The 22,281-nt window shown below is 63.1% G+C and carries 22 protein-coding genes; 7 read left to right on the top strand and 15 right to left on the bottom strand.

Annotated features, from left to right (window positions below):
* Positions 1-40 precede the first annotated feature (40 nt).
* The 10 genes from QX034_RS16230 to QX034_RS16185 form a co-directional block, all read right to left on the bottom strand.
* Positions 41-1,375, bottom strand: a complete 1,335-nt coding sequence (locus tag QX034_RS16230; protein WP_316196075.1) for a sodium:proton antiporter — start codon at positions 1,373-1,375, stop codon at positions 41-43.
* A 100-nt stretch (positions 1,376-1,475) separates the two neighbouring features.
* Positions 1,476-2,276 carry an alpha/beta hydrolase gene (locus QX034_RS16225; RefSeq protein WP_315701554.1) on the bottom strand — a complete coding sequence of 267 codons (801 nt, stop codon included), beginning with the start codon at positions 2,274-2,276 and terminating at the stop codon, positions 1,476-1,478.
* A 35-nt stretch (positions 2,277-2,311) separates the two neighbouring features.
* Positions 2,312-3,487, bottom strand: coding sequence for a serine hydrolase (locus tag QX034_RS16220; protein ID WP_316188768.1), 1,176 nt, complete (start codon positions 3,485-3,487; stop codon positions 2,312-2,314).
* A 66-nt stretch (positions 3,488-3,553) separates the two neighbouring features.
* Complete coding sequence (locus tag QX034_RS16215) at positions 3,554-4,951, bottom strand: NAD(P)(+) transhydrogenase (Re/Si-specific) subunit beta (RefSeq protein ID WP_315701556.1); 1,398 nt, start codon at positions 4,949-4,951, stop codon at positions 3,554-3,556.
* 41 nt (positions 4,952-4,992) lie between these two features.
* Entirely contained in the window at positions 4,993-5,310 is a 318-nt protein-coding gene (locus QX034_RS16210; protein ID WP_315701557.1) for a proton-translocating transhydrogenase family protein, read from the bottom strand.
* Between the two features lie 23 nt (positions 5,311-5,333).
* Positions 5,334-6,461, bottom strand: coding sequence for a Re/Si-specific NAD(P)(+) transhydrogenase subunit alpha (locus QX034_RS16205; protein ID WP_315701558.1), 1,128 nt, complete (start codon positions 6,459-6,461; stop codon positions 5,334-5,336).
* A 106-nt stretch (positions 6,462-6,567) separates the two neighbouring features.
* Entirely contained in the window at positions 6,568-6,720 is a 153-nt protein-coding gene (locus QX034_RS16200; RefSeq protein WP_315701560.1) for an aa3-type cytochrome c oxidase subunit IV, read from the bottom strand.
* Positions 6,721-6,814: 94 nt separating this feature from the next.
* Positions 6,815-7,201 (bottom strand): type II toxin-antitoxin system death-on-curing family toxin, encoded by a 387-nt coding sequence (locus QX034_RS16195; protein WP_315701561.1) that lies wholly within the window; start codon positions 7,199-7,201, stop codon positions 6,815-6,817.
* Positions 7,198-7,422 (bottom strand): AbrB family transcriptional regulator, encoded by a 225-nt coding sequence (locus QX034_RS16190; RefSeq protein WP_315701562.1) that lies wholly within the window; start codon positions 7,420-7,422, stop codon positions 7,198-7,200. The genes QX034_RS16195 and QX034_RS16190 overlap by 4 nt, the downstream gene beginning before the upstream one ends.
* An 89-nt stretch (positions 7,423-7,511) precedes the next feature.
* Entirely contained in the window at positions 7,512-9,482 is a 1,971-nt protein-coding gene (locus QX034_RS16185; protein WP_316195567.1) for a M3 family oligoendopeptidase, read from the bottom strand.
* Between the two features lie 119 nt (positions 9,483-9,601).
* Between QX034_RS16185 and QX034_RS16180 the strand changes: the two genes are divergently transcribed.
* The 3 genes from QX034_RS16180 to QX034_RS16170 all read left to right on the top strand — a co-directional run bounded on the left by QX034_RS16180 (position 9,602) and on the right by QX034_RS16170 (position 15,537).
* Positions 9,602-11,107 carry a sigma-54 dependent transcriptional regulator gene (locus QX034_RS16180; protein WP_315701564.1) on the top strand — a complete coding sequence of 502 codons (1,506 nt, stop codon included), beginning with the start codon at positions 9,602-9,604 and terminating at the stop codon, positions 11,105-11,107.
* Positions 11,108-11,452: 345 nt separating this feature from the next.
* Entirely contained in the window at positions 11,453-13,627 is a 2,175-nt protein-coding gene (locus QX034_RS16175) for a murein L,D-transpeptidase (RefSeq protein WP_315701565.1), read from the top strand.
* A gap of 281 nt (positions 13,628-13,908) precedes the next feature.
* A complete protein-coding gene (locus QX034_RS16170; RefSeq protein WP_316175071.1) occupies positions 13,909-15,537 on the top strand; it encodes a DUF882 domain-containing protein in 1,629 nt (542 codons plus the stop codon).
* Positions 15,538-15,671: 134 nt separating this feature from the next.
* Here the strand turns inward: QX034_RS16170 and QX034_RS16165 are convergent, their stop codons facing one another.
* Both QX034_RS16165 and QX034_RS16160 read right to left on the bottom strand, forming a co-directional pair.
* Positions 15,672-15,947, bottom strand: a complete 276-nt coding sequence (locus QX034_RS16165; protein WP_315701568.1) for a DUF2312 domain-containing protein — start codon at positions 15,945-15,947, stop codon at positions 15,672-15,674.
* 353 nt (positions 15,948-16,300) lie between these two features.
* On the bottom strand, positions 16,301-16,597 hold the full coding sequence (locus tag QX034_RS16160; RefSeq protein ID WP_315701570.1) for a DUF1244 domain-containing protein: 297 nt from the start codon (positions 16,595-16,597) through the stop codon (positions 16,301-16,303).
* A gap of 205 nt (positions 16,598-16,802) precedes the next feature.
* On the opposite strand from QX034_RS16160, the gene QX034_RS16155 reads away from it, so the two are divergent.
* Together QX034_RS16155 and pyk are read left to right on the top strand one after the other, a co-directional pair.
* Positions 16,803-17,390, top strand: coding sequence for a DUF1036 domain-containing protein (locus QX034_RS16155; RefSeq protein WP_315701571.1), 588 nt, complete (start codon positions 16,803-16,805; stop codon positions 17,388-17,390).
* The gene (pyk, locus tag QX034_RS16150; RefSeq protein WP_315806201.1) at positions 17,387-18,823 is read left to right on the top strand and encodes a pyruvate kinase; all 1,437 of its coding nucleotides are present in this window, start codon (positions 17,387-17,389) and stop codon (positions 18,821-18,823) included. The genes QX034_RS16155 and pyk overlap by 4 nt, the downstream gene beginning before the upstream one ends.
* A 6-nt stretch (positions 18,824-18,829) precedes the next feature.
* Here pyk and QX034_RS16145 read toward each other — a convergent pair whose 3' ends face one another.
* From QX034_RS16145 to QX034_RS16135, 3 genes are all read right to left on the bottom strand, one after another.
* Positions 18,830-19,471, bottom strand: coding sequence for an IS5 family transposase (locus QX034_RS16145; protein WP_315806200.1), 642 nt, complete (start codon positions 19,469-19,471; stop codon positions 18,830-18,832).
* Positions 19,472-19,618: 147 nt separating this feature from the next.
* A complete protein-coding gene (locus tag QX034_RS16140; RefSeq protein WP_315806199.1) occupies positions 19,619-20,266 on the bottom strand; it encodes an HAD family hydrolase in 648 nt (215 codons plus the stop codon).
* Between the two features lie 236 nt (positions 20,267-20,502).
* Positions 20,503-20,793: a hypothetical protein gene (locus QX034_RS16135; RefSeq protein WP_315707298.1), complete on the bottom strand. Its 291-nt coding sequence runs from the start codon at positions 20,791-20,793 to the stop codon at positions 20,503-20,505.
* Between the two features lie 227 nt (positions 20,794-21,020).
* Between QX034_RS16135 and QX034_RS16130 the strand changes: the two genes are divergently transcribed.
* A complete protein-coding gene (locus QX034_RS16130; protein WP_315806198.1) occupies positions 21,021-21,422 on the top strand; it encodes a RidA family protein in 402 nt (133 codons plus the stop codon).
* A 282-nt stretch (positions 21,423-21,704) separates the two neighbouring features.
* Positions 21,705-22,166: a hypothetical protein gene (locus tag QX034_RS16125; protein WP_315806197.1), complete on the top strand. Its 462-nt coding sequence runs from the start codon at positions 21,705-21,707 to the stop codon at positions 22,164-22,166.
* The last annotated feature ends 115 nt before the right edge of the window (positions 22,167-22,281 follow it).

The following is a 22,281-nucleotide window of genomic DNA, read 5'->3' as shown; positions in this document are numbered from 1 at the left end:
TCCGCGATGCCCGCCGCACCGGCACCAGCTTGGCACTAGCTTAACCGGCGCCGAGCCGCGGCGAAATCGGCAGGAAGGTGAGCAGGAGAAAGAGCGGAATCAGCACCGCTGCCGCCCACAGCATATAGCCGAAAAAGCTCGGCATCCTGATGCCGCGCTCGCGGGCGATTGCCTCCACCATGAAGTTGGGCGCGTTCCCGATATAAGTCAGCGCGCCCATATAGACGGCGCCCATCGAGATCGCGGCCAGCGTGCCGGACAGCTCCTGCATCAGAGTCGACGCATTGCCGCCGGCGAGCTCGAAGAAGAGGAGGTAGGTCGGCGCATTGTCCAGGAACGCGGACATCAATCCGGTGAACCAGAAATAGGCCACTTCCCGCGGCGCCCCGCTCGGGGTCGTGACCGCATCCAACAGCCAGGCGAAGCTGCCGCTGCGGCCTGCATGCAGCATCGCCACCACTGGAACGATCGCGGTGAAGATCGCCGCGAACAGCTTTGCGACCTCCCGGATCGGCTCCCAGTTGAAGCCGTTGGCCTCGCGATGTTCGTCAGGCGTCAGCCACAACGACAGCATGGCGATCACGACCAGCAGCGCATCACGAACCAGATTCTGCAGCTCCAGATGCGTGCCGAAGACGTCGAACGCCACGCCTGGGTGCCAGTTCGCCGAGAACAGCGTATTGGCAACCACGGCTCCGATCAGCACGAGGTTGACGAGACCACGGATTCGAACCGGCTCGCGCCGCGTCTTATCGCCCATCCCTGGTTCAGCGCGGGACAGCCACCAGTCGAGTGCGACGAAAATGGCCAGCAGCAGCCCCGCTACGATCGCGGTCTGCGGCCAGATGTGCCGTGTGGTCCAGAAGAAATCGACCCCGCGCAGGAAGCCAACGAACAGCGGCGGATCGCCGAGCGGGCTCAACGCGCCGCCGACATTGCCGGCCAGGATGATGAAGAAGACCAGGACATGGACATTGTGCCGGCGGGTCAAATTGGCGCGGATCAAGGGGCGCACCAGGATCATCGCGGCGCCGGTGGTCCCGACGATGGAGGCGATCATCGTTCCCAGCGCCAGAATGCCGGCATTGGTCGCAGGCGTGCCTCTGATGTCGCCCGTGACGAGAATGCCGCCCGTCACGGTGTAGAGCGCAAACAGAAGCACGATGAAGCTGAAATATTCGCCGAGCAGCGCGTGAATGAATCCCTCGAACGCAGGCGTCGGGCCGGCAGACGATGTCAGCGCAGCGAAGGTCAAGAGCGACCAGAGAGCCGCGACCTTGCCGTAATGATGGTGCCAGAACTTGGGAAACAAGAGCGGCCCGAGCGCGATCGAGAGCAGCAGGCCGGCAAAGGGCAAGGCAAACGGCCAGCCCATGGCAGCGCCATCAAGCCCGGTGGCGGCCTGCGCGCTCACAGGCCACGTCGCGAGCAGCGCGACAGCAACAAACCAGCACAACAGACGCGTGATATTGGTCCTATGATCCGTCGATGAATCGCTTCGCTGTCTCCGTCGCACCAAACCTATCCAGATCGTTGTGACCGCCGTCAGGAAACGCTACGAATTGCTTGGGGTCATGCGCAAGCCTGTATAGTCGTTCCCCGAAGCGGATCGAAATCGCAGGATCCTTCTCCCCATGCATGATCAACAGCGGCACTTTGACGCGTGCGATCCGCAGATCGGATCGAAACCGATCCAGCATGAGCAGGCTGACCGGCGCGAACCGGAACATGGCGCCGGCAACCTCCACAATGGACGTATAAGGAGCTTCCAGGATCAGCTTGGCGATCGGCTTGTCGGCCGCAATCGCGGTGGCGACGCCGCTGCCGAGGGAGAAGCCCCAGGCCACGATGCGGTCAGGTGCATAGCGCGCGGCCGTGAAGGCATAGGCAGCGTCGGCGTCCAATAGCAGCCCGTGCTCGCTCGGACTGCCGGTCGAACCGGCATAGCCGCGATAGGATAGCGCGACGAGGCCGGTGCCATCGGCCGTCAACGCCTTGAAGCGCGGGACGAGACCCGCCAGGACATCGCCGTTGCCGTGGAAATACAGCACGACCTTGCGACCGGGCCTGGCCGGCACATGCCAGACGACGACCTTCTCGCCATCGGCCGAGGTCAGCACATGCTCTTCGGCCTGCGGAAATCCAGCCGCGTCAGGTGCCGTGCGGCCGACCGGCGGGATCGGAAACAGCATCGTGCGCTGCTTGACGAACAGCACGGCAAGCCCGCAAGCGTAGAGCCCGGCAAGGACGATAAGAAGCCATTTGAGGAGAGCCATCGGGCGCGCCGCCAAGTGCTTACCGGCATCAATCATCACATCAACAGGCTCGGCAGCACGGCCTCGCGCACGACGCGGATCGGCGGCATCCATTGATCGGGCGCGCTGTAGTTTCCTGCCATGACGACAACGATCAGGTCGAGATCAGGCATAACATAGAGCCGCTGGCCGCCATTGCCTGCGGCGCCGACCCAATGCTCCAGATGCACCTTGTCGCCGGCGCGAAACTCCATGTCGCCAAGGTACCATTGATAGCCGTAGCGCTGCAGCTCGTTGACGGAGACGCGCGGGACGAAACACTCCGTGAGCCAATCCGCGGGCACCACTTGGCGCGCACCAACCTTGCCATCGTCCATCACGAGCTGGCCGATGCGCGCGAGATCATGCAGCGTCATGCGCAGGCCGGAAGCTGCCACCGGCTCGCCATCGGCCGAGCCGCGTTGCCGGCCGACCCAGGTCTCGCTGCTGGTGATCCATTCCGTGCGGCCGATGCCGAGCGGATCGAACAGCGCGGTGCGCGCATAGTCGGGCAATGAACGCCCCGTGCCCTTGGCAACCAGCCGGCCGAGCAGCGCGGTCGCGCCGCCACTGTATTGCCAGCGCTTGCCAGGAGGCCCGATGACTGGCCGCTCCAGCACGAAGCGATAGCGATCCTCCGCCATCTCCATGCCGATCTCGTCGTTATCTGGGCTGTCGTAGGCTAAACCGATCTCGTTCCATCGGGTGCCGAGCGACATCGACAGCGCATGTCCGATGGTCTGCTGCCTGCGCCGTTCATCGGCCGCAACCAGGTCCTGATATTCAGGGAACTGCGCGTAGAGCGGCGCGTTTGGCGGCGGAACCTTGCCGTCCGCGAGCGCGATGCCATAGAGCAGCGCGACGATGCTCTTGGTTGCCGAATAGAGATTGTGCAGCGTATCTGGGCCAAATCGCACGAGGCCCAGCGACTGCCCCCAATTATTGTCTTCCGCCTCGAAATAGCGTTCCAACGCGATCCGCCGGTGGCGCACGACGAGCACGCCGTGCAGGCCCCATACGCGCTTGTCCGCGATCAGTCTGTCGAGACGCGGCGCAAGGTCCGCCGTCAGGCCGGCATCGGTAGGAGCCGCTTTTTGCCATGGCCCGGCAGGCGCGGCTGAACTCGCGAGACCGACATCGCCAGCCGCCAAGGTTGCGGTTGCGCCTGCAATCACCTCGCGACGGTCCAGCATTGGATGGCTCCAGCCTAGTCTCTGGCCAAGCGAGTTTAGCCGGTTTCCGACATAGCGTCTGGTGATTTACATCGCCTTGACGATGCTCTCGGTCATCTTCTTGGCGTCGCCGAGCAGCATCATCGTGTTGTCGCGGTAGAACAGCGGGTTGTCGATGCCGGCATAGCCGGAGGCGAGCGAGCGCTTGATGAACATCACCGTGCCGGCCTTCCAGACCTGCAGCACCGGCATGCCGTAGATCGGCGAGGACTTATCCTCTTCGGCCGCCGGGTTGGTGACGTCGTTGGCGCCGATCACGAAGGCGACGTCGGCCTGGGCGAATTCGGAGTTGATGTCCTCGAGTTCGAACACCTCGTCGTACGGCACGTTGGCTTCGGCGAGCAGCACGTTCATGTGGCCGGGCATGCGGCCGGCGACCGGGTGGATGGCGTATTTCACCTCCACCCCTTCCTTCTTCAGCGTGTCGGCCATCTCGCGCAGCGCGTGCTGGGCCTGCGCCACCGCCATGCCGTAGCCGGGCACGATGATGACCTTGGAGGCATTCTTCATGATGAAGGCGGCGTCCTCGGCCGAGCCGAGTTTGGCCGGCTTCTGTTCGCCGGTGCCGACGCTTGCGGCTGCGGTCTCGCCGCCGAATCCGCCGAGGATGACCGAGATGAAGGACCGGTTCATCGCGTGACACATGATGTAGGACAGGATCGCGCCTGACGAGCCGACCAGCGCGCCGGTGATGATCAGCGCCGAATTGCCGAGCGTGAAGCCGATGCCGGCCGCGGCCCAACCGGAATAGGAGTTGAGCATCGAGATCACGACCGGCATATCGGCGCCGCCGATCGGGATGATCATGAGCACGCCGAGCGCCAGCGCCAGGACGACGTTCAGCCAGAAGAAGCCCGCGCTGCCGGTAACGACGAGGCCGACGATGCAGGCGACCAGGGCAATTGCGAGCACGATGTTGATGAGGTGCCGCGCCGGCAGGATGATCGGGGCACCGCTCATGCGCGCCGACAGTTTCAGGAACGCGATCACCGAGCCGGTGAAGGTCAGCGCGCCGATGGCGACGCCGAGCGACATTTCGACCAGGCTCTGGGTGTGGATGTTGGCGGGCGTGCCGATGTCGAAGGCTTCCGGCGCATAGAACGCGCCGGCCGCGACCAGCACCGCGGCCATACCGACCAGCGAGTGGAAGGCCGCGACAAGTTCGGGCATTGCGGTCATCGGCACCCGGCGCGCGATCACCGCGCCGATGCCGCCGCCGATCGCGATGCCGAGAATGACCAGCATCCAGGCGACGCCATCCGCCGGCGGATGATTGGCCAGCGTGGTGACGACCGCAATCACCATGCCGGCCATGCCGAGGAAATTGCCCCGCCGGCTGGTGGCCGGGCTCGACAGGCCGCGCAGCGACAGGATGAACAGCACACCTGCCACGAGATAAAGGAGTGCCGACAGATTGGCGTTCATTGCGAGATGCCCCGTTGATGCCTGCGCGCGATGCGGCGTTGTTACCTGGACTTCTTCTTGTACATGGCCAGCATGCGCTGGGTGACGAGGAAGCCGCCGAAGATGTTCACGCAGGCGAAGATCAAGGCGATGAAGCCGAAGCCGCGCGCCCAGCCGCTGCCGCTCGAGATCATGCCGACGCCGACCGCGAGCAGCGCCCCGACCACGATCACCGAGGAGATCGCGTTGGTGACCGACATCAGCGGCGTATGCAGCGCAGGTGTCACTGACCATACGACGAAGTAGCCGACGAACACGGCCAGCACGAAAATCGAGAGCCGGAACACGAAGGGATCAACGGCTTGGGCGACATGCTCCATGACTTTTCTCCTGATGCCTCTGACTATGCCTTCGGCTGGAAATTCGGATGGATGATGGCGCCATCCTTTGTCAAAGCCGTGGCCTTGACCAGATCGTCATCCCAATTGACGGCCAGGGATTTGGTTGCCTTGTCGATCATGGTCTCGATGAAGGACAGGAGGTTACGCGCATAGAGGCTGGAGGCGGAGGCCGCGACGCGGCCGGCGAGGTTCGGAATACCGACGATCTTGATGCCGTCGACGTCGACCGTCTCCCCGAGCTTGGCGCCCTCCACATTGCCGCCGCGCTCAACGGCGAGGTCGACCAGCACCGAGCCGGGCCGCATCGATTTGACCATGTCGAGCGTGACCAGCCGTGGGGCCGGCCGGCCCGGGATCAGTGCGGTCGTAATGACGATATCCTGCTTCTTGAGATGCTCGGCCGTCAGTGCCGCCTGCTTGGCCTGATACTCCTTGGACATTTCCTTGGCGTAGCCGCCGGCGGTCTGCGCACTCTTGAACTCCTCGTCCTCGACGGCGAGGAATTTCGCGCCAAGGCTCTCGACCTGCTCCTTGGTGGCCGGCCGCACGTCGGTCGCGGACACGATCGCGCCGAGACGACGCGCGGTCGCGATCGCCTGCAGGCCGGCGACGCCGACGCCCATCACGAAGACCTTCGCGGCCGGCACCGTGCCGGCCGCGGTCATCATCATCGGGAAGGCGCGGCCAAATGCCTCGGCGGCCTCAATCACGGCGCGGTAGCCCGCAAGATTGGCCTGGCTCGACAGCACGTCCATCACCTGCGCGCGGGTGATGCGCGGCATCAGCTCCATGGCGAAGGCCGAGATACCGGCATCGGCCATTGCCTTCAGTGCGCCATCATTGCCGTAGGGGTCCATGATCGCGATGACCAGCGCGCCACGCTTATATTGGGCAAGCTCCGACGGCTCCGGCCGCTTCACCTTGATGACGATGTCGGCGTCCTTGAGCGCATCGGCGCTCACCGTGGCGCCGGCGGCAGCAAACTCGGCATCCGGCACGCCCGACTTGACGCCGGCGCCCGGCTCGACCGCAACCTCGGCGCCTAAGGACTTGAATTTCTTCACCGTATCGGGCGAGGCGGCAACCCGCGGCTCCGACGGGTCGATTTCCTTGGCGACGGCAATCTTCATGAGGCCTCCGGCGCGGGCGCGCGCGCGAGCTGGTAGGGTGCGGAATTCCAGGTGTTTCAGCCGGGCGGCCGAAAGCCCGCCGGCAACTTGCGGCGGGCAAATGGACTTAAGTGAGGAAAATTGCCATCAAGATGACGATGAGCGCGACGGTGATGGTGCCGTACTTCACCAGCTTGATGAAGCCCTCATAGGTCGCCTCATGCGCCGCGTAGTCGTTGCCGTCAGCCGTCGAATAGGCGACTTCGCCGTGATCTGCCATCTGGGTCCCCCGAAAAATTTCCTTTAATGGCTCGCATAGCGCAAAGCCGGTCGCAGGGCAACGGCGCCCCGATTGCACGCCTTTTCTTATCAGGTCATTGAGGCGGCCAATTGTCCCGGATCCAGCGGGTCAGACTGACCTCGCCCGCAGCGAGGGAGAGGATGATGATCGTGGCCTGTGCAGGATCGGGCGCAAAGGCCGTGCCGTTTCTTCGGAGAAACGTCGTCATCACCGTGAAAGCGATCCGCTTGTTGCCGTCGACAAAGGCATGGTTCTTTGCAAGGCCGAAGGCATAGGCCGCCCCGAGCCTAGGCAGCATGGCGTGCTCGTAGCTCCATTTATTGACGGGCTCCTCGAGTGCCAAGCGGAGCATTCCCTCGTCGCGGAAGCCCGACGCCCCGCCGAAGCGGCGGAGTTGGCGGGTATGGATCGCGATGGCCTGCTCGTAACTGATCCAGAGCGGCTCCGGCGCCTCGCTCATTTCGCGAGGGCCACCAAGGTATCCCTGTACTGATCCATGATCTCGTCGGCGATCTCCATCGTCCGCTCGAAATCCGGATCGTAAGGCAGCGCCTGGAAGCCGCCGCCGGGAAGCTCGACGATATGCAACTGCTGGCCGCGCTTGAGATCGAGCCGTTGCATCAATTCGCGCGGCAGCAAGAGCCCATCGGAATTGCCGATCTTCTTGATCTCGATCTTCATGACAGGCTCCAGATAGCCTACGGGCGCGTTATACAATCCGTACAACACGCCCGAGGCAACCGTTTAACAGATGTTTTACGTCCCTGCCCTCACCCCATCGTCTCCAGCTCGTCGATCATGCCGGCGATCACCGACAGGCCGCCATCCCAGAACTTCGGGTCCTTTGCGTCCAGGCCGAACGGCCTGAGCAGCTCCGAATAATGCTTGGTGCCGCCGGCAGCGAGCATCGCGAGGTAGCGCTCGGCAAACCCGTCCGCGGCGTGCTCGTAGACCGCATACAGCGAATTCACCAGGCAGTCGCCGAACGCATAGGCGTAGACGTAGAACGGCGAATGGATGAAGTGCGGGATGTACATCCAGAAATTCTCATAGCCCGGCTTGATCTCGATCGCCTCGCCGAGGCTCTCGTTCTGCACCGACAGCCAGATCTGGCCGATGCGCTCGGCAGTGAGCTCGCCGTTCTTGCGCTCGGTATGCACGGCGCGCTCGAACGAATAGAACGCGATCTGGCGCACCACTGTGTTGATCATGTCCTCGACCTTGCCGGCAAGCAGCGCCTGGCGCTGCTTGGCGTTCTTGGTCTCGCCCAGCAGCCGCTTGAAGGTCAGCATCTCGCCGAACACGCTCGCGGTCTCCGCCAGCGTCAACGGCGTCGGCGCCATCAGCGCGCCATTCTTGGCCGCCAGCACCTGATGCACGCCATGGCCGAGCTCATGGGCGAGCGTCATCACGTCGCGCGGCTTGCCCTGATAGTTCATCAGCACATAGGGATGGGCGGAGGGCGTCGTCGGGTGTGAGAAGGCCCCGGGCGCCTTCCCCGGCCGCACCGGCGCATCGATCCAGCGCTGATCGAAAAAGCGCTGGGCGATGTCGGCCATGTCAGGCGAAAAGCCGCGATAGGCCGTCAGCACCATGTTCTTTGCCTCGGGCCAGGCGATGGTCGAGGTGGCGGCGAAGGGCAGCGGCGCATTGCGGTCCCAATGCGCGAGCTTCTTCTTTTTGAACCAGCGCGCCTTCAGAGCGTAGTAACGATGCGACAGTTTCGGGTAGGCCGCGCGCACCGAAGCAACCAGCGCGTCGACCACCTCGCGCTCGACGCGATTGTTCAGGTGGCGGGAGTCCGCGACGTCCTGGAAGCCGCGCCAGCGGTCGGAAATGTCCTTGTCCTTGGCGAGCGTATTGGTGATCAGCGCAAAGGTGCGCTCATTGGCCTTGAAGGTCTTGGCCAGCGCTTCGGCAGCCGCCTTGCGCTTGGCGCCGTCGCGATCCTGCAGGAAGCTGAGCGTCGGCTCGATTGCGAGCTCCTTTCCGCCAACCTTGAAGCGAAGCGCGGCGATGGTCTGGTCGAACAGCCGATTCCAGGCCGAATAGCCGGTCTGTGATTTCTCGTGAAACAACTGTTCGACGCGATCTTCGAGCTGGTACGGCTTGTCCTTGCGCAGATCCTCGATCCAGGGCCGGTAATGGTCGAGCGCGGTCGCCTGCATCGCACGCTCAATCACCGCATCGTCGACGCGGTTGAGTTCGAGCGGAAAGAACAGAAGGTGCATCGAGGCCGCGGTCAGCCGTTCCGAAATATCGCCGTAGAATTTGGAGATTGCAGGATCGACGCTGTCGCCGGCATGCACGAGCCCTGCATAAGACCCGAGCCGTCCTGCGAGATCGTCGATCGCTTCATAGCGTCGGACGGCTCCCGCGAGCCACTCACCGCCATCCTCGCGCGCAGTGTGCTCGGCGAGCTTGCCTTTATAATCGGTCTCGAACGCGATGCAGTCCGCATCCATCTGCTCAAGATCGCGCGTGATCTCCGGAGCCTCGATTCCCGCATAGAGATCGTCCAGGTTCCACACCGGCAACGCGCCGGTCTTGATGCCGCCCTTGACAGCGCTCTTGGCGGCAGCCTTGACGACAGTCTTGGCGACCGGCTTCGCCGGCCCCTTGGCGAGACTCTTCTTGGTCGGCTTCGCTGGGGCCTTGCCCTTGGCGACTGACTTGGTGGCCGGCTTCGCAGTCGGCTTGGCGGTCTTGCGGAGGGCAGAAGAAGAAGCGCGCGAGCTCATCGTGTCCGTAACCTGTTGTTCAAACGTTGTCGCGAACCGCAACGATTAAGGTTGCGTTAATCGGTGTCGGCGAGAGTGCCCCGATTCGAGACAGATAGTTGTAGCGTGCGAGGAAAGCCATGGCTGCCAGCATTTTGATCGCCGACGACGATCCCGTCCAGCGTCGGCTGGTGGAGAACATGGTACAGAAATGCGGCTATGAAGCGATTGTCGTCGACACCGGCGACGCGGTCATCGACAAGCTGACCGGCCCTGATGCGGCCGCCATCGACGCTCTCCTGCTCGACCTCGTGATGCCCGGTCTCGACGGCATGGGCGTGCTCGCGAAGATGCGCGAAGCCGGTCTGTCCATCCCCGTGATCGTGCAGACCGCCCATGGCGGCATCGATAACGTCGTCTCGGCCATGCGCGCCGGCGCGCACGATTTCGTGGTCAAGCCGGTCGGCCTGGAGCGGCTGCAGGTCTCACTTCGCAACGCGCTCAACACTTCGGCGCTGAAGGGCGAATTGCAACGCATCCGCCACAGCCGCGAGGGGCGACTGACCTTCGCCGACATCATCAGCCGCAGCGAGGCGATGACGCCGATCCTGCGCATCGCCGACAAGGCTGCGGCATCCGCGATCCCGGTCCTGATCGAAGGTGAATCCGGCGTCGGCAAGGAGCTGTTCGCCCGCGCCATTCACGGCAGCAGCGAGCGCAAGAGCAAACCGTTCGTCGCGGTCAATTGCGGCGCAATCCCGGACAATCTGGTGGAATCGATCCTGTTCGGCCACGAGAAGGGCGCATTCACCGGCGCGACCGAACGCCACATGGGCAAGTTCGTCGAGGCCCATGGCGGCACCCTGTTCCTCGACGAGGTGTCCGAGCTGCCGCTCACCGCGCAGGTGAAGCTGTTGCGCGCGCTGCAGGAAGGCGCCGTGGAGGCGGTCGGCGGCCGCAGGCCGGTGAAGGTCGATGTGCGCATCATCTCCGCGACCAACCGCAAGCTGCTCGACCAGGTGAAAGAAGGCCATTTTCGCGAGGACTTGTTCTACCGCCTGCACGTGCTGCCGCTGACGATCCCGCCGCTGCGCACGCGCCGCGAAGACATTCCGCACCTGTTGCGGCATTTCCTCGCGCGCTTCGCCGCCGAGGAAAATCGTGTGCTGACCGGCATCAGCGGCGAGGCGGTCGGCTATCTCACCCAGCTCGATTGGCCCGGCAACATCCGCCAGCTCGAGAACGCGGTCTATCGCGCCGTCGTGATGAGCGAGGGCGACCAGCTCGATCTCGCCGATTTCCCGCTGATTCCCACCCATGCACCGCCGGTGCAGCCGGCGCCGCCGCTCGTCATCGAGCGTCCCCTCCAGGCGGCACCTGCAGTCGTTCCAGGTAATGAAATACCAATCGCTCCCCTGCCCCTTCACGGCGCTTTGGCCATGCTCACGCCGGAGGGCGAGGTCCGCCCGTTGGAAGAGCTCGAAAATGAGATCATCCGGTTTGCGATCACGCATTATCGCGGCCAGATGTCCGAAGTGGCGCGACGGCTGAAGATCGGCCGCTCCACGCTCTATCGCAAACTCGATGACATCAATGGCGACGATGCCGAGGCGGACACCAGTGCGAGCCACCCTCCGGTCGAATGAGGCAAATCGCCCCCCTGCATCGAATTAGAGCGACATGCCCTCTTGATCGACTGAAAAACGCCGCAAGGCTGCGCAACCATGGAACATCTGAACCGTTGCCTTGCGGTGACAGACACAGGAAAAAACGCGTGGCACAAACGCACGATAGAGCTGATCGGGTTTTTTCCGGAGAGTCAGTTTGTCGTGAGTTGCTCCGCATGGCGCTGGCCGCGTAAGCGGGGCTTGGTTACCGTTTGACGTAATTCGTTGCGTGCAGGCGTGCCGCTCTCAGAAACTGGCGCTTGAGCCGACCGACGAAAACCGACGCTGCTCCCTGCCGGAGCAGAACATCCAAGGGAAGCGACGATGCGAGACTGTTCGAAGAACCGTGGTGGATATGACCGCGTGCTGATGGCCGTCGCGGCAAGCTTCCTCGCGGTATCGGCAACATCGGCGCTGGCGCAAAGCGATGCGCGCAGCAGCGCCGCCGAACTCGCAATCGAAGCAGCGATCCCGCGGCCGGAGCCCGCCAATGTGCCGCCACCGACCGCAAGCGACTTCAAGCTCGACACCACCGCCACGGTTTCGCCGGATGCGGCCAAAGCGCCTGCAGCACCGCAGGACACCGCGACCGCGCCGCCTGCTCCCGTGATCAAGCCGGCGAGCAGCGCGGCTGCGCCGTCGACCGAGCCGGACAAGGCCGCGACGGCACCGGCCGCCGCGCCATCCGCTCCGGCCACGGCCACTGCGCCCACCGCCGAGCCCGCAAAGGATCCGGTCAAGGCCGCAAGCAATGTGCCGGCCGCCGACCAGCCGGTCGCCGATCGCCTGCGCGACCTGATGACCACCAAGGGCCTCCGCTATTTCGATCGCAAGGCCGAGCGTGCGGCCGTCGAGAAGTTCTATACGACCCGCGACTACGCCCCGATCTGGACACAAGCTGGCAGCCTGACGGCGTCGGCCAAGGGCGTCATCGCACGGCTGCAGGATGCCGCTTCCGACGGGCTCAATCCCGAAGACTATCCGGTGCCGGATTTCGCCGCGGCAACGAGTTCGCCCGATGCGCTCGCCGAAGCCGACCTGAAGCTGACCGCCAGCATGCTGGACTATGCGCGGCAGGCGCAGAGCGGCCGCCTGCACTGGTCCCAGGTCTCCGGCGACATCCAATATCCCGAGCACCCGGTCGATCCGAACGAGGTGCTCGCCAATGTCATCGGCGCGAAGGATGCCTCCGCCGCGCTCGACAGCTACAATCCGCCGCAGAAGCTCTACAAGGAGCTGAAGGCCAAGCTCGCCGAATTGCGCGGCGATACGGGTGCCGGCACGATCAAGATCGATGACGGCCCGGCGCTGAAATATACGCCGGCGCGCGGCAAGAACGCGCCGGAGGCCGAGGCCCAGATGTCCGATCCGCGCGTGCCGCAGCTGCGCGCCAGGCTCGGGCTCACCGAGAACGCGGACGACACCAATTACGATGCCAAGCTCGCCGCCGCCGTCCGCAAATTCCAGGCAGGCGTCGACCTCAAGCCGACCGGCATTCTCGATGATCGCACGGTCAAAGCGCTCAACACGCCGAAGCGCGACCGGCAGATCGACACCATCGTCGTCAACATGGAGCGCTGGCGCTGGCTGCCGCGCGATCTCGGCGCCCCCGGGATCGGCGACGCCTATGTGATCCTCAACATTCCCGACTACACGCTCAAGGTCATGCAGCACGGCGCGCAGGTCTGGACCACGCGGGTCGTCGTCGGCAAGCCGGGCATTCACGCCACGCCGCTGCTGACCGAGACCATGAAATACATCACGGTCAATCCGACCTGGAACGTGCCGCCCTCGATCGTCTATGGCGAATACCTGCCGGCGCTGCAGCAGGATCCGGACGTGCTCGCGCGCATGGGTCTGAGGCTGGAGCGAAACCGCGACGGTTCGGTGCACATCTCGCAGCCGCCGGGCGACGGCAATGCGCTCGGCCGCGTCCGCTTCAACTTCCCGAACAAGTTCCTGGTCTATCAGCACGACACGCCGGACAAATACCTGTTCGCCAAGGACGAGCGCGCCTACAGCCATGGCTGCATGCGCGTGCAGTATCCGGATCAATATGCCTCGGTGCTGCTCAACATCACGCAGCCGAACGAGCACTACACGCCGGAGAAGATCCGCAGCATGTACGGCTCGAGCGAGGTCGATCTGAAATTCCCGACCCCGATTCCGGTCAACATCACCTATCAGACCGCCTTCGTCGACGATGCCGGCAAGCTGCAAGTCCGCAAGGACATCTACGGCCGCGACGCCACCATGATCGGGATGCTGAAGAACAACCGCGGCAAGGACCTCGAAAACGTGGTCGCCCACGCGCAGCCGAGCTATTCGCGCCCAACCGGACCGCTGCCGAGTTCAGTCAGTGTCGCCAGCGGCAATGATTTCTCGTCGGGGCCAAACTTCTTCGAGCGCCTGTTCGGCGGCGGCTTCGGCAACCCGACGCCACCGGCTCCGGTGGGGCGTCGCGGCCAGTCACAGCAGCGCCGGATCTTCACCCGCTGAGCTGGCGGGCCGACTGTTCCAGCTTGTCCGGCTGATTCGCCAACCTCGCTCCCGGCCCGTGGCCCGTGAGCGGGGTTGTTCTTTTGGTAACCATTCCAACCCACCAAGAATCACTGGCACTTTTTCGCCACACTCAAGCGCTTATGTTAAGCCTAATCTGGGGGGCGGGCCGGTCAATCTCCCTTAACCATCCCGCCTTAAATACGCGTTTGCTCTCTCTTCCGCCGGACGGGCCGCAAGAGGGTATTTGAGTAAACGCTCGTCGACGGGTGGGCTGCATCTTGCTGTCTATTTTCGCGCGCCAATGGCATTCGCTGCCCAGGACGGGCCGCAAGGCTGGATGTCAGATCGGCTTGGTCTCGGTGCTGCTGTTCGGCGCTGCCGGGTCGGTCCATGACGCGACGGCACTGAACGAGACCCGCACGCTTTCCTTTCACCACACCCATTCCGGCGAAGACCTCACGGTCACCTTCAAGCGCGAGGGCCGCTATGACGAAGAGGCGCTGAAGAAGCTCAATCATTACCTGCGCGACTGGCGCACCCAGGACGAGACGGTGATGAATCGCCATCTGTTCGACATCCTGTGGGAAGTCTATCGCGACGTCGACGGCAAGCAGCCGATCCAGATCATCTCGTCCTACCGCTCGCCGGCCACCAATGCGATGCTGCGCCGGCGCTCGGCGCATACGGGCGTGGCCCGCTACAGCCAGCACATGCTGGGGCATGCGATGGATTTCTTCATCCCCGGCGTGCCCCTCGAACAGATTCGCTATGCCGGCCTCCGGCTGCAGCGCGGCGGCGTCGGCTTCTATCCCACGTCCGGCTCGCCCTTCGTTCATCTCGACACCGGCAATATCCGCCACTGGCCACGAATGACCCATGACCAGCTGGTCAGAGTCTTCCCCGACGGCCGCACCGTTCATATTCCGTCCGATGGCGCGCCGCTGAAGGGCTATGAGCTCGCGCGGGCCGATATCGAGAAGCGCGGCAATGGCGATGATGCAGGTTCGAGCAAGCCGAGCCTGTTTGCGCGGTTGTTCCGTGGCCGTCCTGCCGAGGATGAGGAGGAGAGCGCCTCGGAAGCCGATGCCAAGCCGGTGCAGGTCGCAGCGATGGCTCCGGCCAAAACAACGGACCCGAAGGCCGGCGACAGCAAGACGGCAAACGGCAAAGCCACGGAGGCCAAATTGGCTCGCGGCAAGCTCGTGAACACGTTGCAACTTGCTTCCGCCGATTCGCAGCTGGTTCAGGCCGGCAAGCCGCAGCCGGCGTCATCGGCTAGCGGCGGGGCGCAGGCCGCCGGCGACCAGGCTGCACCGCAGACCATGTCCGACATCATCAATGCGCGCGGCTTCTGGGGGGACGATCCCGCCAATCCGAAACAGGCGACCCCGGAGCAGGTCGCAGCGATTGCGGCGCGCCACGCGGCCGACCCGCAGCCGACCGCCAGTCTGATGAACGCGATGGCGTTCGCGCCTCCCGCTTCCTCCCCGGTCGACCGCTCCCGGATCGTCGCAGCATCGGCACCGATCCCGGTCCGCAACACCCGCTCGCCGGCACGCAATGCGGCACCTGCGGCCGAGACCACCACGCGGGCCGCCAAGGACCCGCAAGGGCATGACGGTGTGATCACGACCGAGACGCGGATTTCCGCCGCCAAGAGCACCGACACGATCTGGATGCGGGCGATGTTGCTGGCCCCGAGCGTGTCGAGCTCGATGTCGGTCACCACACTGGGCGACCCCGACCTCACGCTCATGCGCAACTATTTCGTCAAGCCGCAGATGGTGCTTGCGATGAGCTTCTCGGAGGATCCTGCGCAGGGCCTGAGCTACGTCCAGTTCTCGGGCTCGGCGACGGTGAAGCTCGAGACGAAGGCCTTCGTCTTGCGCTCCGCAGCATTGCGCTGACGGCACTGCCCCGGGGCTAGCGAGCGTCGCCCCGGGCGAAGACACCGCAGTCGCCGTACGCCAATAAAACGACGCTCCCCGTCGCGGACGGGAAGCATCGGAACGAAGCATTCAACGAAGCATTCGATGTCAGCTCAGATCATTCCCAGCGCCTGCATGTAGGTCTCGAGAATGCTCTCTTCTTCCTGGCGCTCGTTGGGGTCCTGCTTGCGCAGGCGGATGATCGTGCGCAGGGCCTTGACGTCGAAACCGTTGCCCTTGCTCTCGGCATAGACGTCCTTGATGTCTTCGGAGATCGCCTTCTTCTCCTCCTCCAGGCGCTCGATGCGCTCGATGATCGACTTCAGTTGGTCTACGGCAAAGCGGGTTGCAGGCGAGTCGTCATCCTTCGCAGCGGCGGCGGTGGCCATCTGATACTCCTGAGTGGAACTGGTGTGGCTCGATGAGGGCGCCAATCGTTGCAAGGCGCGCGTTCTTTCAGGAAGACCCTCAAATTTGGCGTGCCCTGCGTCAAGGCAACATCGCCCTCATCCACAGCGCGCCCACATCTTGTTGCGGCCACACGCCCGCAGCCCACAAAATGCGGCCGCGCCGCTTGCGTTTTTCTTGCGTCTCCTGGATCGGCCCGATTCGCGACTGTGGCGCAGGCTTTCTCCCGTCCTATCCCGCGAAAGTAACGCGAAAGGAAGCATCCAACCTATCGTTGGGCAGACGGCTCAGGGGGATTCATCCGAATTGACCGGGCATGATTCGCCAGCACGATTCAGTGACCCGGATGCACCTTTTTCATCGCCTCGAGCTGCTCAGCCGTCGCCTCGCGCTGGTACTTCGTCTTCCATTCGTCGTAAGGCATGCCGTAGATCGCCTCGCGACTCTCATCCTTGGTCATCGGGACGCCCTGCGCATCCGCAGCGTCCTTCAGCCAGTTCGACAGGCAATTGCGACAGAAGCCGGCCAGATTCATCAATTCGATATTCTGAACGTCGGTCCGGCTCCGCAGGTGTTCGACCAGCCTGCGGAAAGCAGCCGCCTCAAGCTCGGTCCGGGTGGTTGTATCCATCGTCGCCTCTTTCGTGTTCCGTTCCCTGTGTCGCGTTATGCCAGATTTCTGGTATATAGTCTGGCCTCGTCGCCGGTTTGGCCAAATCGCGTTGCAGCGAAGAGCTTGGGGGCTCGGTTGCAGCGTTGCATCGCCATCGCCCTCAATGTTGAGAGCCGCAGCCAAGTCACGCGACACCATCCAACGTTTGATATAGCGTCGCGCAATGATCCCCGAAATCTCCGCCCTCCTCCGTTTTCCGATCTGTCGGCCGGGTGTCGGACTGCTGTCGGTGCTCGGTTTGGCAATGCTCTGCCTCTGGACCAGCCCGGCGGCGGCCGATTTCCGCCTGTGCAACAACACCTCGAGCCGCGTCGGCGTTGCGCTCGGTTACAAAGATGCTGAAGGCTGGACCACCGAAGGCTGGTGGAACGTGTCCTCGCGCAGCTGCGAAACCCTGCTGAAGGGAACCCTGGTCGCGCGCTATTACTATATTTACGCGCTGGACTATGACCGCGGCGGCGAATGGTCGGGCCAAGCCTTCATGTGCTCACGCGACAAGGAATTCACCATCAAGGGCACCGAGAACTGTCTGGCGCGGGGCTTCGACCGCACCGGCTTTTTCGAGGTCGACACCGGTGACCAGCGCGCCTGGACCGTGCAGCTCACCGAAGCCAATGAGCAGCCGGCGCAACAGCGGGTGCCGGGTATCCCCGGAACGCTGGGGCCGAGCGGCAATGTGCCGGGGCTGCCGGCCCCGCCGCAAGGCGCTCCGCCCGCAGCTGCGCCGCCTGCCGCAGCGCCGAAGCCATGAGGCGGCTGCGCCGGATCAAGATCCTGGCGACCCTGGGCCCGGCATCCTCGGACAGCGGGATGATCCGCAAGCTGTTCGAGGCCGGCGCCGACATCTTCCGCATCAACATGAGCCACACCTCTCATGACAAGATGCGGGAGCTGGTGGCCACGATCCGTAACGTCGAATCGAGCTATGGCCGGCCGATCGGCATCCTGGTCGACCTCCAGGGACCGAAACTCAGGCTCGGCACCTTTGCCGATGGCGGGACGCAGTTGCAGAACGGCCAGAGTTTCATGCTGGATTCGGACAAGACGCCGGGCGATTCGAATCGCGTCTACCTTCCGCATCCGGAAATCCTCGCTGCGCTGCGACCGGGCCACGTGCTGCTGCTGGACGACGGCAAGGTGCGTCTGGTGGCCGAGGAGACCTCGCCGACTTTCGCCGTCACACGCGTCGTGGTCGGCGGCCGCATGTCCGACCGCAAGGGCGTCAGCCTGCCCGACACCGATCTGCCGGTCTCGGCGATGACGCCGAAGGACCGCGCCGATCTCGATGCCGCGCTCAACACCGGCGTCGACTGGATCGCGCTCTCCTTCGTGCAGCGCGCCGACGACGTGCTCGAAGCCAAGAAGATCATCCGCGGCCGCGCCGCCGTGATGTCCAAGATCGAGAAGCCGCAGGCGATCGACCGCCTCACCGACATCGTCGAGGCCTCGGACGCGTTGATGGTGGCGCGCGGCGACCTCGGCGTCGAGCTGCCGCTGGAGCGGGTGCCGGGCCTGCAGAAGCAGATGACGCGGCTGGCGCGACGCGCCGGCAAACCCGTGGTGATCGCGACGCAGATGCTGGAATCGATGATCCAGTCGCCGGTGCCTACCCGCGCCGAAGTCTCCGACGTCGCCACCGCGGTCTATGAGGGCGCCGACGCCATCATGCTCTCGGCCGAATCGGCGGCCGGCAAATATCCGGTCGAAGCGGTCTCGACCATGAACCGGATCGGCGAGGAAGTGGAGCGCGATCTCGTCTATCGCTCGGTGATCACCGCGCAACGGCCGGAGCCGGAGTCGACCGCCGGCGATGCCATTGCCGATGCCGCGCGGCAGATCGCCGAGACGCTGGACCTGCCGACCATCATCTGCTGGACCTCGTCTGGCTCGACCGCGATCCGCGTCGCGCGCGAGCGGCCGAAGCCGCCGATCGTCGCGATCACGCCCAATCTCGCCACGGGCCGCAAATTGTCGGTGGTCTGGGGCGTGCATTGCGTGGTTGCCGAGGATGCGCGCGATCAGGACGACATGGTCGACCGCGCCGGCTCGATCGCCTTTCGCGACGGCTTCGTCCGCGCCGGCCAGCGCGTGCTGATCGTCGCGGGCGTGCCGCTCGGGACACCCGGCACCACCAACATGGTGCGCATCGCCTATGTCGGTCCGTCCGGCGACGCTTACATGTGAGCGCAGCTAGGACGCGGACTCACTAAGGCGCAGCCACAACCGGATTGACGCGAGTTGAACAAATGCAAGGTAGTTGGCGGCGAGCCTGTCGTAGCGCGTCGCTACCCGACGGCATTGCTTGATCCTGTTGAAGAACCGTTCGACCTGATTGCGAGCGCGGTAGAGGTACGGGCTGAAGCAGATCGGATCGCTGCGATTGCTTTTCGGCGGGATGTTGGCCCATGCGCCCTTCTTCATGGCAAGCTCCCTGATCCAGTCGGCGTCATAGCCTCGGTCGGCAAGCAGCCTCGATCCGAATTTAAGACGGGACAGCAGTTTTCCGGCCAGTCGAACGTCGTGCGCCTCGCCGGGGCTCAACGCCAGCCGTACAGGCGGCAGACCATTGCCATCGACCACCGCGTGGATTTTGCTCGTCAAGCCGCCGCGTGACCTTCCCATCGATTGGCGCGGGTTCCTTGTGATACAGGCCCCATGTTGATGCACGCGAACAATAGACGTGTCGATCATCTGCACCGCAGCATCATGAGCACCGGCCAGTGCGCTCATGAGCTTGGCCCACACGCCCGCCCGTCGTGGCACACCGCGCGGCTTATTCGGCAGCATCGGCTCAATAGCGAACCACTCATTGTCTGTGAGTTCGTAGCGCATGATCGGCCCCTTCCGTCTGGTGGCTCGAATCATGGCTCGGCTGTCAGGCTCAACTGGTCGCTGTGCACCCGAAAGCGGACCTATTATGCTTACCTTGAGTATTGTCGTTCATGACCCGACTCGGAAACCGGTTAAGGTCACGATCATTCAATGCGCTCGTTGCAGCAAATCTGGAAGGTCGCTCATCCGATGAAAGAGATCTTCGCAGATCGCTCGCAATTCCTGGTCAACTCCGGGATCGCCGTCGGTAAAACCCAGGACCCGCATCCCCGCGGCCCGAGCTGCGTAAACTCCGGATAATGAGTCCTCGACGACGATGCAGCGTGAAGGGTGAACGCCCAACGTTTGCGCCGCGTGCAGGAACAGGCCAGGGTCTGGCTTCCACGAACCCACCTCATACGCGCTAAATATACGTCCCTCGAAGCGCTCCAGAAGCTTGGTCAATCCGAGCGTGTGCGTGAGCTTCGACATCGGCCCGTTTGACGCTACACAAACAGGAACAGAGATTTCGGCTAAAGCTGCATGGATTCCTTCGACAGGCTTCAGTTCGGCATCGAACGCCAATGCCGTTGCTTGTCTGACATCCGCCACAAACGTTTCCGGAACGTCGCGACCTAAGCGGCGCTCAATTTCTCGCACACAGTCCGCCATTTTTAGCCCCCGGAAAGCCCGGATCGCCTCCTCCACGTCAATTGGAGCGCCCTCCTCGGATGCCGCTCGGGCTAAGACAGTCAGCGCAATGATCTCGCTGTCGACTAACACACCATCCGAGTCGAAGATGACTAGCTCAATCACGATTAGGTCCACAGGAAAGACGGTCACAGCATGACCGGCACGAGGATTTGGTTAAGTAGAGTATATTCGATGCTTCGCATAACTGTTGTTCGACGACGCGAGTCCCAATCACTTCCGAAATTGGCCCTAAGCGGCCGACCCGATATGTCCGCCAGAAGTTCGCTCTTTTGGTTGAAGCGGACTCGATTTGTTCAACCTGAGTTCTTCCGGATGTGACCCGCTGCGGCGGTTGTGATCTAGACAGCATCCCGATCGCCGACGACTGCGGCACGAACAGCGTTGCCCAGATCAATGCTCAGACGGGCTCTTGCTTCATTCTTGTCTTCGGCTTGCACGACAAACGACACCTGAGGCAGGACAATGGTGAGCACGCGCACAATGGCTCCTTGTTCAAGCTCCTCTTCCTCGGTGAGAGGCCCTGGTGGCAAGGCGGTCATCTTCTTCATCCTCTCCCAGATACCAGGAGAGTTACTCTCCAACGCCGCGATCGCTTCCTGGATCTGCTTGTCCGTATAGAATGTGCCCATCAAAATGCCTGCCTGCCCCCGCGCCGGCCGCAGTCTAGCACAATTCGACAACCGAACGTTCCCGATCGGGATGTCGCCTTCTGGCCCCAAGGCGAACAAGCAGGCAATACTGTGCAGGTCTGCTGTCGAGGTCAGACCGGACGCGCGTCTCGGGAGTTGCGACCGCCGGTCGTGACCCGTTGCAGACCTCAGATGCCGAGCTAAAGTGCCGACAATCGGAGGTCGGTATGTCAGAGATACGATATTTTAATCCGCCCGAGTTGGAGAAGCCGCCTGGATACTCTCATGTCGTTGATGTCCGTGGCAGCCGTCTGATCTTCCTTTCAGGTCAGGCTGCTCTCGATGCACATGGCGAAGTCGTCGGCGGCGCTAATCTCGAAGCTCAGGCGGACCAAGCCTTCAAGAACGTGTCAATTGCTCTCGCCTCAGTCGGCTGCTCGGCTGCAAATCTCATCAAGCTTACTGTGTTCATCCGCGACATGAGCAAATTGGTCGAATACCGGCGAGCTAGGGATCGCTTTCTGACAAGCGTTGAGCCCGCTGTTGCACCGGCGATCACATTGATCGAAGTTTCACGGCTGTTCGCAGAAGGGCTTCTGATCGAGATCGAAGGGGTTGCAGCTGCGTAGCGACTCGAGGCCTCTCGGACCATCCGGCCGGCATCGGGATATCCGCTTTCGGGGTTCAACCAGTGCTAAGCTGTCGGACTGCCGGAAGGCCGCATTTGGCCCGTCCCGGACCTTCCGGTCTGCATCCGCGACGTCGGCTTCCTGGCCTCGACCGGAAGTAAGCGGTCGTGGGATTGACCGGCCGCTTTTGACCCAGACCGTCATTTCGACACATCCACATCGCTATGGCCCGCTGACAGAAGCCCGGTCCGGGTGGTAGCTCGACAGTCAAGGAGATCAACTGTGCTGACCAAAAAGTTCAAGCGCGGCGTGTGCTGGTTTGCAGCTGCGGCAGGGGTTATTATCGAAGCGACTTGTTCGCCCGCATCTGCAGACAAGACCGTCTATTACACTGACAGTTGCGTGGAACAGGAAAGCGGCGACATCGGCGGCTATGTTGTCATCGTCTCGGACGGTAAGCCTTTCCCGGTGATCAGGCTGAGTTGGTCTGAAGGCGCACTGAAGCAGCCTGTCGCCGCTAAAGTCACTGACTACGATCGAGGATCCGGCAAATTATCTTTTTCAGTTTCAATTGAATGGGACGGAGGCAAAACGCGCGATATTCAGTTCGACGGCAAATTTACGAATGATCGGATGACAGGCACGTTCGCGGTGCCGTGGGAGACTGCCCGGAAAGCGGTAGAACTCAAGGTCCGGTCGCGCAAGGCAGCATTTGAACCCGCAACGACTTGCCGATCAGGTTGAGATGCATCGGCGGCCAATGTCGGCTTCTGGCCCTTCTCGGAAGTCCGACAACGTCCGCTTTCGCGCCGCTCTTGGAGACAAGCGGACATCGATTCACGCGGTTAATTTATGAGTA

Origin of the sequence: Bradyrhizobium sp. SZCCHNR3119, assembly GCF_032487775.1 — a bacterium.
Classification (GTDB): domain Bacteria; phylum Pseudomonadota; class Alphaproteobacteria; order Rhizobiales; family Xanthobacteraceae; genus Bradyrhizobium.
Note: the sequence above shows the minus strand (reverse complement) of the source record. Positions and strands in the feature narration are given on the sequence as shown.

What these genes read in the sequence shown, in the direction of transcription:
- QX034_RS16230 (WP_316196075.1), bottom strand. Translation starts at nt 1,375, where the DNA reads ATGGGCTGGCCGTTTGCCTTGCCCTTTGCCGGCCTGCTGCTCTCGATC.
- QX034_RS16225 (WP_315701554.1), bottom strand. Translation starts at nt 2,276, where the DNA reads ATGGCTCTCCTCAAATGGCTTCTTATCGTCCTTGCCGGGCTCTACGCT.
- QX034_RS16220 (WP_316188768.1), bottom strand. Translation starts at nt 3,487, where the DNA reads ATGCTGGACCGTCGCGAGGTGATTGCAGGCGCAACCGCAACCTTGGCG.
- QX034_RS16215 (WP_315701556.1), bottom strand. Translation starts at nt 4,951, where the DNA reads ATGAACGCCAATCTGTCGGCACTCCTTTATCTCGTGGCAGGTGTGCTG.
- QX034_RS16210 (WP_315701557.1), bottom strand. Translation starts at nt 5,310, where the DNA reads ATGGAGCATGTCGCCCAAGCCGTTGATCCCTTCGTGTTCCGGCTCTCG.
- QX034_RS16205 (WP_315701558.1), bottom strand. Translation starts at nt 6,461, where the DNA reads ATGAAGATTGCCGTCGCCAAGGAAATCGACCCGTCGGAGCCGCGGGTT.
- QX034_RS16200 (WP_315701560.1), bottom strand. Translation starts at nt 6,720, where the DNA reads ATGGCAGATCACGGCGAAGTCGCCTATTCGACGGCTGACGGCAACGAC.
- QX034_RS16195 (WP_315701561.1), bottom strand. Translation starts at nt 7,201, where the DNA reads ATGAGCGAGGCGCCGGAGCCGCTCTGGATCAGTTACGAGCAGGCCATC.
- QX034_RS16190 (WP_315701562.1), bottom strand. Translation starts at nt 7,422, where the DNA reads ATGAAGATCGAGATCAAGAAGATCGGCAATTCCGATGGGCTCTTGCTG.
- QX034_RS16185 (WP_316195567.1), bottom strand. Translation starts at nt 9,482, where the DNA reads ATGAGCTCGCGCGCTTCTTCTTCTGCCCTCCGCAAGACCGCCAAGCCG.
- QX034_RS16180 (WP_315701564.1), top strand. Translation starts at nt 9,602, where the DNA reads ATGGCTGCCAGCATTTTGATCGCCGACGACGATCCCGTCCAGCGTCGG.
- QX034_RS16175 (WP_315701565.1), top strand. Translation starts at nt 11,453, where the DNA reads ATGCGAGACTGTTCGAAGAACCGTGGTGGATATGACCGCGTGCTGATG.
- QX034_RS16165 (WP_315701568.1), bottom strand. Translation starts at nt 15,947, where the DNA reads ATGGCCACCGCCGCCGCTGCGAAGGATGACGACTCGCCTGCAACCCGC.
- QX034_RS16160 (WP_315701570.1), bottom strand. Translation starts at nt 16,597, where the DNA reads ATGGATACAACCACCCGGACCGAGCTTGAGGCGGCTGCTTTCCGCAGG.
- QX034_RS16155 (WP_315701571.1), top strand. Translation starts at nt 16,803, where the DNA reads ATGATCCCCGAAATCTCCGCCCTCCTCCGTTTTCCGATCTGTCGGCCG.
- pyk (WP_315806201.1), top strand. Translation starts at nt 17,387, where the DNA reads ATGAGGCGGCTGCGCCGGATCAAGATCCTGGCGACCCTGGGCCCGGCA.
- QX034_RS16145 (WP_315806200.1), bottom strand. Translation starts at nt 19,471, where the DNA reads ATGCGCTACGAACTCACAGACAATGAGTGGTTCGCTATTGAGCCGATG.
- QX034_RS16135 (WP_315707298.1), bottom strand. Translation starts at nt 20,793, where the DNA reads ATGGGCACATTCTATACGGACAAGCAGATCCAGGAAGCGATCGCGGCG.
- QX034_RS16130 (WP_315806198.1), top strand. Translation starts at nt 21,021, where the DNA reads ATGTCAGAGATACGATATTTTAATCCGCCCGAGTTGGAGAAGCCGCCT.